9 protein-coding genes and 1 riboswitch are annotated in these 12305 nt (G+C 31.6%); of the genes, 8 read left to right on the top strand and 1 reads right to left on the bottom strand.

Going from position 1 to position 12305, the window contains the following annotated elements; genetic code table 11:
* The first annotated feature begins 28 nt into the window (after positions 1 to 28).
* The 4 genes from ACJDUH_RS10955 to ACJDUH_RS10940 all read left to right on the top strand — a co-directional run bounded on the left by ACJDUH_RS10955 (position 29) and on the right by ACJDUH_RS10940 (position 4718).
* Positions 29 to 226, top strand: coding sequence for a hypothetical protein (locus tag ACJDUH_RS10955; protein ID WP_406765236.1), 198 nt, complete (start codon positions 29 to 31; stop codon positions 224 to 226).
* A gap of 102 nt (positions 227 to 328) precedes the next feature.
* Positions 329 to 2053, top strand: a complete 1725-nt coding sequence (locus tag ACJDUH_RS10950; RefSeq protein WP_406765235.1) for a [Fe-Fe] hydrogenase large subunit C-terminal domain-containing protein — start codon at positions 329 to 331, stop codon at positions 2051 to 2053.
* Positions 2050 to 3222 (top strand): SpoIIE family protein phosphatase, encoded by a 1173-nt coding sequence (locus tag ACJDUH_RS10945; protein ID WP_406765234.1) that lies wholly within the window; start codon positions 2050 to 2052, stop codon positions 3220 to 3222. Before ACJDUH_RS10950 ends, ACJDUH_RS10945 begins: the two co-directional genes overlap by 4 nt.
* 14 nt (positions 3223 to 3236) lie before the next feature.
* A complete protein-coding gene (locus tag ACJDUH_RS10940; protein WP_406765233.1) occupies positions 3237 to 4718 on the top strand; it encodes a transposase in 1482 nt (493 codons plus the stop codon).
* 155 nt (positions 4719 to 4873) lie between these two features.
* Here ACJDUH_RS10940 and ACJDUH_RS10935 read toward each other — a convergent pair whose 3' ends face one another.
* Complete coding sequence (locus tag ACJDUH_RS10935; RefSeq protein WP_406765232.1) at positions 4874 to 6058, bottom strand: cation diffusion facilitator family transporter; 1185 nt, start codon at positions 6056 to 6058, stop codon at positions 4874 to 4876.
* 281 nt (positions 6059 to 6339) lie between these two features.
* Between ACJDUH_RS10935 and ACJDUH_RS10930 the strand changes: the two genes are divergently transcribed.
* The 4 genes from ACJDUH_RS10930 to ACJDUH_RS10915 all read left to right on the top strand — a co-directional run bounded on the left by ACJDUH_RS10930 (position 6340) and on the right by ACJDUH_RS10915 (position 12277).
* Entirely contained in the window at positions 6340 to 7641 is a 1302-nt protein-coding gene (locus ACJDUH_RS10930) for a M18 family aminopeptidase (RefSeq protein ID WP_406765231.1), read from the top strand.
* Positions 7642 to 7783: 142 nt separating this feature from the next.
* Positions 7784 to 7954, top strand: a riboswitch (Lysine riboswitch).
* Positions 7955 to 8065: 111 nt separating this feature from the next.
* Entirely contained in the window at positions 8066 to 9268 is a 1203-nt protein-coding gene (locus ACJDUH_RS10925) for an aspartate kinase (RefSeq protein WP_406765230.1), read from the top strand.
* A 20-nt stretch (positions 9269 to 9288) separates the two neighbouring features.
* A complete protein-coding gene (gene lysA / locus ACJDUH_RS10920; protein ID WP_406765229.1) occupies positions 9289 to 10581 on the top strand; it encodes a diaminopimelate decarboxylase in 1293 nt (430 codons plus the stop codon).
* Between the two features lie 349 nt (positions 10582 to 10930).
* Entirely contained in the window at positions 10931 to 12277 is a 1347-nt protein-coding gene (locus tag ACJDUH_RS10915) for a B12-binding domain-containing radical SAM protein (RefSeq protein ID WP_406765228.1), read from the top strand.
* Positions 12278 to 12305: the final 28 nt, after the last annotated feature.

The following is a 12305-nucleotide window of genomic DNA, read 5'->3' as shown; positions in this document are numbered from 1 at the left end:
AAGAAAATTAAAATAAGGAGCGATAATTATGTTATATTGTGATCAATGTAATTATTATAAAACAGCTCATGTTAAGAGCCTTAAGGTAAGTAAATGCATGTGCGAACTTACTGGCTTTGTTTTTTATAAAAAGCCTGAAGAATATAATTTAGAGAAGTATCCATGTTATTATTATGAACTTAAAACAAGAAAAGTAGAGAAGGAATATTTAGTGGCAGCCATATAATTGCTGCCATATTACTTATTACCTTTGATAAAAATTTGACTAAAGAACTTCAATGTTTTATTATTGTTTTGTAGGTAAGTCTGCATGTATTATGGAGGATTTATGAATACAATACAATTTAAAGAAGTTAATTGTAAAAATTGTTATAAATGTATAAGAAGTTGTCCCGTTAAAGCAATTTCCTTAAAAAATGATCATGCACAAGTAATTGAAGAAGGCTGCATTTTTTGCGGAAAGTGTCTGCAGGTATGCCCTCAGAATGCTAAGAGCGTTAGAAATGATGTGGACAAGGTAAAGAGCTTTGTGAATAAGAAGCTGAAAGTATATGCGAGTATAGCTCCTTCCTTTGCAGCAGCTTTTAATTTATCTGATTTAAAACAGGCTTATTCTGTATTTCAGAAACTTGGCTTTGCATATATTGAAGAAACAGCTGTTGGAGCTGCTGTAGTATCAATTGAATATAAAAAACTTTTGGAAAAAGATCATATGAGAAATATTATAACTACAGCATGTCCTACTGTAGTTAATTTAATTGAAAAACATTATCCAGAACTAATTGATCAAATGGCACCAGTGGTATCCCCGATGATAGCTCATGCAAAAATGCTTAAAGAACTATATGGCTCAAGGATAAAAGTGGTGTTTGTTGGTCCATGCCTTTCTAAAAAGGAAGAAGGCAGGGAACTTCATGAGGAGGCTGTGGTAGACGCAGTAGTAACCTTTGAGGAATTAGAGCAGTGGATAAATGATGAAAATTTAAACTTTGATACTCAAGAAGAAGCAGAGCTTAAAGATGTACATTTTAATTTTAATGCAAGATACTATCCTGCCCCTGGAGGCATAATTAAGTCACTTGGAAATACAAGAGAATATAAATACAAAATGCTAAAATTTGATGGAATAGATCGCTGCATAGATGTTTTAGAACAAATAAAACAAGGAAAAGTTAAGGACTATTTCATAGAAATGAATAGCTGCAGTGGGGCTTGTTTAGGCGGGGCCTGCATGAATTCTGATAACCCCGGTTTTTTAGGACTTAGAGAAAGGCTGCTTGAATATATTAATAAATCAAGTTCTAAGCCTAGCAGATTAAATACCTATGAAACAAAGGTTGATTTAGTAAAAAATTTTAAGGATAGATCAGAATCTTATATTATACCTGATGAAAGTATAATTAGAGATATTTTAAGAAAAGTAGGCAAATTCACAAAAGAGCAGGAATTAAATTGCGGCGCCTGTGGATATAGCAGCTGCAGAGATAAGGCTATTGCAGTTTATAACAAAAAAGCTGAGCTTCATATGTGTGTTCCATATATGAGGGAAAGAGCAGAATCTATATCAAATGTTATAATAGGTTCAACTCCAAACGCTATTTTTGCTTTGTCTGAGGATCTTACAATTCAGGAAGTCAATATGGCTGCAAGAAAGCTTTTTAAATTGGAATATGAGGAACTTCAAAATAGAAATATTTTTGAAGTTTTAGATTGTATAGATATTATTACCGTTAATGACACAAAAGCTAATATTTTAAATAGTAAATATATATATTTAAAATATGATGTTGTAGTGGAACAGTCTATTTTATATTTAAAAGAAAATAATATGATAATTATAATAATGAAGGACATAACAAAAGAAGAAAAACAACTAGAAAAGATAAAGAAAGTAAGAAATGAAACTGTAGATATTGCACAAAAGGTTATCGATAAACAAATGAGGGTGGCACAAGAAATAGCAAGTCTTTTAGGTGAAACTACAGCAGAGACGAAGGTAGCTCTCACAAAATTAAAGAAATCAATACAAACGGACATGGGTGAAGATAAATGAGTATCTTTGTTGATGTTGATTATGCTAGCTTAAAAAAATATAAAGAAGAACTTTGTGGAGATAAGGTTGAGGTAATTAGAAATGAGGATTCTGTAATAATTGTACTGGCTGATGGGCTTGGAAGTGGAGTCAAAGCTAATATTCTTGCAACCTTAACTAGTAAAATAATAGGAACAATGCTTTCTATGGGGTCAAGCCTTGAGGAAGCCGTAGAAACTATTGCTTCTACACTACCTGTTTGCAAAGTAAGAGATTTAGCCTATTCAACCTTCTCAATACTTCAAATCTATGAAGATGGAGAGGCTTATTTAGTGGAGTTTGATAATCCCTCCATAATAAGACTTAAAAGGGGAAAGTTTGAGGCTATAGAAAAAATAAATAGAGATGTTAATGGAAAGTTAATTAAAGAAAGCAGATTTATTGTTGCACCTGAGGATATTCTTGTTTTAGTAACTGATGGTGCAATTCATGCTGGTATAGGAGAGTGTCTTAATTTAGGCTGGCAGTGGGATAACCTTAAGGATTATACAGAACAAATTTATAAGAAGAATATTTCAGTGAAAAATATTTCAAATATAATTTTATCTGCCTGCGACAGCTTGTATTCTGGAAAGCCAGGTGATGATACAACTGTTGTAGCTGTTAAGGTTCGTAACGCATCCCCTGTAAATATTTTAGTTGGTCCTCCGCTAGATAAAAATCTTGATGATTATGTTGTAAATAAATTTATGAAGGAGGAGGGCAAAAAGGTAATTTGTGGAGGTACCACTGCACAAATTGTCAGCAGAGTAATAGAGAAAGAAATTATTACAAGTTTTAATTATATAGATCCCTCTATACCGCCAACGGCAAAAATAGAAGGGGTGGAATTAACTACTGAAGGTGTGCTTACTTTATATAAGGCTCTTGAATATGCTGAAAAATATATTTCCTCTGATAATATAATGGAAGATCTCGTTGATATTAATAAGGAAGACGGAGCTTCTAAACTTGCCAAGCTTTTATTAGAAGAAAGTACATCTATCCATTTTTTTGTAGGTAGAGCAATAAACCCAGCACATCAAAATCCTGAATTTCCTTTGAATTTAGGGATGAAGCTTAAACTTGTTAATGATATGGAAAACTACCTTAAAAGTTTAGGAAAAAGTGTAATTGTAGAATACTTCTAAGTGGTGATTATTATATGAATGTAGCTATGAAAACTATAGAGCTTAAGTTATTTAAGCCTAGTTTACTTAAGCGAGAAATAATTGAAGAGGCTTTAGAGAATTACACTAGAGCTTATGAATATTTAATGGATAAAGCTTCAAAAGAAATTGATTTTATTGAGGAAAATTATAAAGATTATAGTGGTAATTATAGGGCAAATAACATAACTAAATGGATAGGTAAAGATATCTTAAAGGAATTGAATATATTTAATGTAGAACCCTTTAAGGATTCCCTCAAATTAGATTTTTCATTTACCCTAGCCGGCTTTCTTAGTTTAAGATCAAAAAATTCAGGTGTAAGCTTTCCTGCATCAAATGGTTCAAATATTAGACCTATATTCTTTTGCAGATATTCTAAAGTGAGAAATTACAGCTTATTATATGATGCTGAAAGAGATAGGTATTATGCAAAAATATATTTAATGAATGTTAGAAATGAAAAAAGAATAAAGACAGAAAAAGCTTATAATAATGAGCTTAAGTACTTGGATAAAAATAAGGAAGTATACAAAGAAGCTACTGTTAAAAAAACCTATGTGATTTTCCCATTGGCCTTTGGCAAATGGCAGGAGAAGTATTTAAAAGATGCAATTTACAATCCTGAAATTTTAAAAACTGCAAGGCTTATAAAGCGTAAGAAGGAATACTTTTTATCTATAAATATAGTTAAAAATATAGATATGGTAGAAACAGTAAATTATATGGGGATAAGCAGGGGAAATGAAAATGCCATTAATTATGCTGTAGTTGATCATAAAAGCAGTTTAATTTGTGAAGGTTATGAAGATATACTAGGTAGCATTACTGAGGATATGTTAAATAAAGTTGCTAATACCATAGTGAAAACTGCTCTAAAAAATAAATGCCAAGTAATTATGGAAAAACTTATTGATAAGGGAGACAATTTGACCTTTCAAAATAAGCAGGGAAAAAACTTTATACCTAAAATTAATTGCAGTGATTATAATAAGTTATACAATATAATGAACTATAAACTAATAAGCAGCGGACTTAGAAAAGTAATAAGGGTCAGTGGAGTCGGCATTTTTTATACTTGTCCATATTGTCATAATAAATCAAAGTCAAATAGGTTTTCAATGGAGATAATGTTATGTACCTCCTGCGGCAGGACTATTAATATAGATAAAGCAGGAAGTCTAAACTTAGCAAGAAGACTATTACAATATAAAAATGATAAAATTAATATATTAGTGGAAAGTACTGAAAGTGGAATTAGATTTATTAATAAAGATTTAAGACTTGAATATTATCCCTCTAATCCCTTTGATTGCTATGATGAATTTATGAAGGTGTTAGATGCTCTTATTGAGAAATTTTATATTAATATAAATATAGAAAAAGAAAGCAAAAATTATAAAAGAAAATTAAGCATAATTAAGAAGTTAGAAGCAAATAAAAATAATTTTCAGCTAATAGATGTAACAAACAGTTAATTAACATTATGGTGTCATAGCTGCCGCACCATGTCTAATATAAATAATAATTTATAGGAAACTAAAACCTGCAGAGCAGGAATGCACGGCATTAAAGAGCAGCTATCTAAATATTTATATTAGTGACATCCATATGAGTTATTACTTATTTTGTACTATAAAACCGTAAACTCCTTGTCAATTGTAATCTTTGCATTATACTCCGGATAATATTTTTTAACCTCTGTATCTATAGCTTTTTTTAACTTATCCTGAGACTCATTACTGAAACCTCTACTTTGTTCTACCACCAAATCAAATATTAAATTTTTATACTCCCCTTCTCCAACCACTCTGAAATCATGCATGGATCTAACTTCTGAATAGTTTTTTAGAATTTCCTCTATAAGTTCCCTTGCCTTATTAACTTCCTTGCTTTCGGTATTAATAGGATCCATATGAATTACTAAATAAATATTTAACTCCTTTGAAAGCTCTTTTTCAGCTTTATCAATTATTTCATGAATTGTTACAACAGAAATATCACAGGGAATTTCTGCATGAATAGAAGCCATGCAGCGGCTGGGGCCATAATTATGAATTACCAAATCGTGTACACCACTTATATGGTCGTATTTCAAAATTCCAGCTTTAATACTTTCTACTAATTCAGGATCTGGAGCCTCTCCAAGTAATGGATTTAAGGTATCTTTAGTAAGTGAAAAACCTGAATACAATATAAATAAGGACACAACCACTCCAAGATAACTGTCTATAGGAAAGGAAACCCATCTTGAAAGTAAGAGTGATAAGGATGTTATACTTGAAACTATAACATCAGCTAAGGCATCAAAGGAAGAAGCCTTTAACGCCTTAGAGCCAATGGAATTTGCAATAAACTTATTAAAACTGCTAAGCCAGATTTTAACTATTACTGAAGCTAAGATTAATGTAAAAGGTAAAAATAAAAAATGAACTTCAGTAGGATGTAATATTCTATTAAAGGATTCTCTTATAAATTGAAAACCTACAAGCATAATTAAAAAGGATACTGCAAGTGCAGATAAGTATTCTATTCTACCGTGCCCAAAGGGATGCTCTTCATCAGCTGGCTTGTTAGAGAGCTTAAAGCCAACTATGGTTATAATTGATGAAGCCGTATCAGTTAAATTATTAAAGGAATCAGCCGTAATTGCTATACTGTGAGTTACTAGTCCTACGAAAAACTTTACTAAAAATAAAAGAGCATTTAAAGCTATGCCAACTATCCCTCCCAAGTATCCATAGGCACTTCTAACCTTTTCGTTTTTTATATTATTATAATCTTTTATAAATTTTGAAATTAAAAATTTTGAAAACATATTATGCACTCCTGTCTCAAGCATATTAGATAAACTTCACTATTTGGCTAGTTGATTTTTAAATTTTAAATATAGTATATTATACCAAAGATGAGAACAAATTTATTAAATGGGTAGAAAAAATATATATTTATTTGTTATACTTTTAATATAATTTGCGTTAAAAGCTAACATTATGTAATAATAGGTCTATAAAAGCCATTGGTACAAAAGGAATCCAGAGGGCACAAATATTAATAATATCTGTGTACAATATAAGGAATACAGAGGGGGAATTAAAAATGGAGCAGGAATTAAAACTTGCAGAAGAGTTAATTGATTTTATTTATGAAAGTCCATCTGCCTTTCATGCTGCCTTGAGTGTAAAGAATACTTTATTAGAAAAGGGTTTTGCAGAATTAAAAGAAGAAGAAGCATGGAAGCTTAGTAAAGGTGGAAAATATTTCACAACTAAAAATGATTCAGCAATCATTGCCTTTGTAGTTGGGAAAGGAAACATAGAAGATAATGGCTTTAAATTAATTGGAGCCCATACTGATTCACCTAGTTTTAGAATTAAGCCAAGACCAGAAATAGTATCTGAAAATAATTACGTTAAGCTTAATACTGAAATTTATGGAGGACCAATATTAAGTACCTGGTTTGATAGGCCGCTTTCAATTGCTGGAAGAGTTATTTTAAAGGGTAAAAACGTACTTAATCCTGAAACAAGGCTTATTAATATAAACAGACCTATATTAATAATACCTAACTTAGCTATACATATTAATAGAAATGTAAACAAAGGCTATGAAATAAATGGACAAAAGGATACTCTTCCAATTATAGCTATGGTAAATGATGAATTTGAAAAGAATAATTATCTTATAAGCGTCATTGCAAATGAGCTAAAGGTGGATATGAAGGATATATTGGATTTTGATTTATTCCTTTATGAATTTGAAAAAGGGAAAATAATAGGCTTAAACAATGAATTTATATCCAGTTCCAGGCTGGATGATTTAGCTATGATCCATGCTGGAATTAAGGCAATTACAAATGCGGAGGCTTCTGAGGCTACTAATGTTATGATAGCCTTCGACAATGAGGAAGTAGGGAGCCACACAAAGCAGGGAGCAGATTCTGAGGTGCTTTCTAATATCCTAGAAAGAATAGTTTTTTCCTTAGGTGGTAGTAGAGAGGACTTTTTCAGAGCTATTGCAAGAAGCTTTATGATATCTGCAGACTTAGCACACGCACTTCATCCAAACAGTGAAGAAAAAGCAGATCCTGTTAATAGACCCCTAATAAACAAGGGACCAGTAATAAAACTAGCTGCAAACCAAAGCTACACTACTGACAGCAACACAGCAGCAGTTTATGAGCAAATATGCTTAAATGTTGGAGTTCCTGTGCAGAGATTTGTTAATCGTTCTGATTCACCAGGAGGCTCAACTATAGGGCCAATTTCCTCCACACATCTTGCAATTCGTTCAGTGGATATGGGTACTCCAATACTTGCAATGCACTCTGTCAGGGAGCTTGGAGGAGTGATGGACCACAGCTATGTTGTAAAATCCTTTGAAGAATTCTATAAAATTTAAAAATGCGGCATGTGGCACGGGGACGTTTCTCGTGCTACATTATTTTTGTAAATGCAACTAAGATATTTTATACTTGCATTTTCTGATTTAATATGATAAAGTACAATTTAAGATTATTAATTTAAATTACAATTAAATATCTGCCTAGGGTAGAGGCGCCGTAACTATTAGTAGCCATTCGGAGCGGGTACGCGAAAATGTATGGTAAAAGGAGCTATGGCCGAAGGAAATATATCGACAGATATATTCCCTGGCAATACATAAAATATATGTATTGTTGTCACTATGAAAATAGTGGAGAGCTACAAGGTACACAGAGTTGTAAAATACTATTGTATTTAATGCAGCAAGGGTGTTCCTTTGCTGCATTTATTTTTTTATCCAGCAAAAATCTATTGCATAAAGATTCAAAGGAGGACAAAATATGAGGGTTGTGGTTCAAAAATATGGCGGAAGTTCAGTGGGAACAATTGAAAAAATAAAGCAGGTTGCTTCTAGTATTATAAAACGCAAGGAAAAAGGAGAGAGCCTTGTAGTTGTAGTATCTGCAATGGGAGATACTACTGATGAGCTTATAGCTTTAGCAAAGAAAATAACAGATAATCCTGACAAAAGAGAGCTGGATGCACTGCTTTCAACTGGAGAGATGATTTCTTCCTCCCTTCTTGCTATGACACTTAAGGACTTAGGATATGATGCTATAAGTTATACAGCCTATCAAATTGGTTTAAAAACTATTGGAAATTATGGTAAGTCCTTAATAGACGATATTGATGGAAGTAAAATTAGAAACAGTTTGAAGGAAGATAAAATAGTGATTGTAGCTGGTTTCCAAGGAATAAATGAAGAAGGAGATATTACTACTTTAGGAAGAGGGGGCTCTGATACCACAGCTGTTGCTATAGCAGTTAAATTGAATGGAATCTGCGAAATATATACTGATGTTGATGGAATATACAGTGTTGATCCTAGAAAATATAGCAAAGCAAATAAAATAAAACAAATCGATTATGAGGAAATGCTTGAACTTGCAAGCCTTGGTGCTCAAGTAATGCACTCAAGATCAGTGGAGCTGGGACAAAAATATGGTGTGCCAATTTATGTAGGCCTTAGTAATAGTGATATTAAAGGAACAGTAATTAAGGAGGTTAATAATAAAATGAATATGGAAGGAAAAGCTGTAACAGGCCTTGCTACTAGTGATGATGATGTGGCAATAACTATAGAAAACATTAGCTATGATATAAATGTATTATCAAATCTCTTTGAAGCTTTAGCAAGCAGAAGAATAAACATCGATATGATAAGTCAGACTTCACCTATAAATGAAAGAGTAAATATTTCCTTTACAGTTCCTAAAGAGGATTTAAAGGAAAGCATGGAAGTGGTAAAAATTTATGCTAAAAAAGATTGTATTAGTATAGATGAAGATATTACAAAGTTTTCTATGGTGGGTATTGGAATGAAAACTACTTCAGGAGTTGCTGCGAAGATGTTCAAGCTTTTTAGTAAGAATAATATAAAGGTAAAAATGATAACTACCTCAGAAATAAGAATTACCTGTGCTATTAAACAAGATGACAAGCTTAAAGCCATAAATATTGTTGCAGAAGAATTCAACCTTTAAATATTTTAAGGAGGCACCCTATGCAGTTTTTTGGAAATGTAAAAATAGAAAATAATGAGTTAGTTATAGGAGGAGTAAATACAGTTAAATTAGCTAATGAATATGGTACTCCTTTATATGTAATAGATGAAGCTTTTGTAAGAACTAAATGTAAAAGATACCTCAGTGCTTTTAAGGCATTAGAAGCTGGGAATAGAGTTGCCTATGCTGGAAAAGCTTTTTTAACCTTAGCTATGTGCAAGTTAATAAAGGAAGAAGGTCTTTGCCTTGATGTGGTTTCAGGTGGAGAACTTTATACAGCTTTAAAAAGTGGTTTCCCATTAGAAAAAGTATATTTCCATGGAAATAATAAAACCATAGAAGAAATAGAACTTGGCATAAAAAATGGGGTGGGAAAGTTTGTAGTAGATAATTATTTCGAAATTGAAAAAATAAATGAAATAGCTAGAACTTATAATAAAATACAAAAGATACTTTTAAGGATAACTCCAGGTATAGAAGCCCATACCCATGACTATATAAAAACAGGGCAAATAGATTCAAAATTTGGGTTCTCCATTTTAAATAATGATACTTTAGACGCAGTAAGAAGGGCCATCGAACTGCCTAATATAGAGCTTATTGGACTTCACTCTCATATAGGCTCACAGATTTTTGATATTGAGCCCTACGAGGACGAAGTTGAGATTATGTTAAAACTTATTTCAGATATTAAAGAAAAGCTTCATTATGAGATAAAAGAATTAGATTTAGGAGGCGGCTTTGGTATTCATTATAGGGAAGGGGATAAGCCTAAGAGTATAGAGGATTTTTGCTCCTCTATTATTAATAAGGCAGAGATAACTGCAAAGGCTTTAAATATTAACATGCCCAGCCTTACTATTGAGCCAGGTAGATCTATAATAGGAAAAGCTGGAACTACCTTATACACCATAGGTTCCATAAAAGAAATAGAAGACATAAGAAAATATGTAGCAGTAGATGGTGGAATGACAGATAACATTAGGCCTGCACTATATAAGGCTGAGTACGAGTGCCTGCTTGCTAATAGAGCTGAAGATAGATTAGCAGAAAAGGTTACGATTTCCGGAAAATGCTGCGAATCAGGTGATATACTTTTAAGCGATGTAAGTTTACCTAAAGCAGAAAGTGGAGATATTTTAGCAGTTTTGTCAACTGGGGCTTATGGATATTCCATGTCCAGCAATTATAATAAAATACCTAAGGCCGCAGTAGTATTCGTTAATGAAAGTAAAACTCGCCTTGTTTGTAGGAGACAAACTTATGAAGATTTATTAAGTAATGAGATATAGCAGCTTTTCTGAGATAAAAAGTTGTTTCTATTTTGGTTATTACCTTTAAAAGTCTTAACATCAGGACAACATAGTATGTTATTATTTAAGCTCCAGTCGTTGTTATACATTGATTGGAGCTTTCTTTTTTCTAAATAAATATAATTGATTATTAAATCAATAATCAATAAAAATTTATTGATAATCGATAATTTATATGTTATTCTAAACATAGAAATTAATGTGAAACTCAATAGTAAGATGAGATGTCATTTTGTAAAACTAAATGCAAAGATAGTTGTTATTTTTAGTGTTTTATATGCTGCGCTCATACCACACCTATTTCCCATTTTATTTGAGGAGATAATATATGAAGATTAAATTAATTCAACCTGAAATGCTGCCAAGACCTATGGATACAAAACTAAAAACTAGAATGTCGCCTTCTTTAGCATTACTCACAATAGCAAACCTTACGCCAAAAGGACATGAAGTTATTATTCAAAATGAAAATGTAGAAAAGATAGATTTTGATGAACCTGTAGAGTTGATAGGAATAACCGTTACTGTTGATGTTATGAATAGAGCATTAGAAATATCAAAGGAGTTCCAAAAGCGTGGAGTAACTGTAATTGCAGGAGGTATACATATTACAGCAGATCCAGATGGGGCTCTGAATAGTTTTGACGCAATATGTGTAGGAATGGCTGAGAGAGTGTGGGCAAAAATCCTTAAGGATAAAGAAAATAATGAACTTAAGAAGATGTATTATGATATGGAAAATTTTATTGGGAAAGAAATGGTATCACCTGCTTATGACATTATTGATAATAAAAAGTATTTATATACTAACATAATTAGTACAAGTAGGGGATGTCCTTTTAAATGTGATTTCTGTTATAATAGTTGCAAAAATGTACTTAAAACTTGTATTAACAGACCTATAGACGATGTAATAAAAGACATTAATGCACTAAAAACAAGACACATAATGTTTATTGATGATAATTTTATTGGAAATCCCAAATGGACAAAAAAATTATTAGAGGAAATAAAACCTCTTAAACTAAAGTGGAATGCAGCGGTTACTTCTAATATATTGGAAATGCATGAATTATTAGACGCAATGAAAGAGGCAGGTTGTCAAAGCCTATTTATTGGTTTTGAAAGTATAAATAGTAAGTCATTAGATAGTGTCCATAAAGTGCAAAATAGTGTGAATAGATATGAGAAACTTGTTGATGAAATCCACAAAAGAGGAATAATGATAAATGCAAGTTTTGTTTTCGGATTAGATGAAGATAATGTCTCAGTTTTTAAGAGTACATTAGATTGGATAGTCAAAAACAAGATTGAAACAGTAACCTCACATATCCTTACCCCATACCCTGGTACAAAGTTATACTCATCATTAATAGAGGAAAATAGGATTGTAGATTTTAACTTATCTAATTATAATACTGCCCATGTAGTGTATCAACCCAAGAATATAACAGCAGAAGAATTATATAATGGCTATCTATGGATTTATAAAGAAGTGTACACTTTCAAAAATATAATGAAAAGGCTACCAAAATCTAAAAAACAATGGATACCATTTTTAGCATTTAATTTATTTTATAGAAAGTTTGGAAAGCTTACTGAAATATTATGCAATATAGTCTCTTTTAGAAATATAGGGAGATTTTTTAGATGGTTAGCTTATTATATAAAGTAAGCGGGGTTACATTTATTAATATAATTGA

The organism is Candidatus Clostridium radicumherbarum (genome assembly GCF_045310525.1).
Taxonomy (GTDB): domain Bacteria; phylum Bacillota; class Clostridia; order Clostridiales; family Clostridiaceae; genus Clostridium_AT; species Clostridium_AT radicumherbarum.
Note: the sequence above shows the minus strand (reverse complement) of the source record. Positions and strands in the feature narration are given on the sequence as shown.

Excerpts from the sequence above, each read along its gene's own strand:
- ACJDUH_RS10955 (WP_406765236.1), top strand. The coding sequence starts at position 29 with ATGTTATATTGTGATCAATGTAATTATTATAAAACAGCTCATGTTAAG.
- ACJDUH_RS10950 (WP_406765235.1), top strand. The coding sequence starts at position 329 with ATGAATACAATACAATTTAAAGAAGTTAATTGTAAAAATTGTTATAAA.
- ACJDUH_RS10945 (WP_406765234.1), top strand. The coding sequence starts at position 2,050 with ATGAGTATCTTTGTTGATGTTGATTATGCTAGCTTAAAAAAATATAAA.
- ACJDUH_RS10940 (WP_406765233.1), top strand. The coding sequence starts at position 3,237 with ATGAATGTAGCTATGAAAACTATAGAGCTTAAGTTATTTAAGCCTAGT.
- ACJDUH_RS10935 (WP_406765232.1), bottom strand. The coding sequence starts at position 6,058 with ATGTTTTCAAAATTTTTAATTTCAAAATTTATAAAAGATTATAATAAT.
- ACJDUH_RS10930 (WP_406765231.1), top strand. The coding sequence starts at position 6,340 with ATGGAGCAGGAATTAAAACTTGCAGAAGAGTTAATTGATTTTATTTAT.
- ACJDUH_RS10925 (WP_406765230.1), top strand. The coding sequence starts at position 8,066 with ATGAGGGTTGTGGTTCAAAAATATGGCGGAAGTTCAGTGGGAACAATT.
- lysA (WP_406765229.1), top strand. The coding sequence starts at position 9,289 with ATGCAGTTTTTTGGAAATGTAAAAATAGAAAATAATGAGTTAGTTATA.
- ACJDUH_RS10915 (WP_406765228.1), top strand. The coding sequence starts at position 10,931 with ATGAAGATTAAATTAATTCAACCTGAAATGCTGCCAAGACCTATGGAT.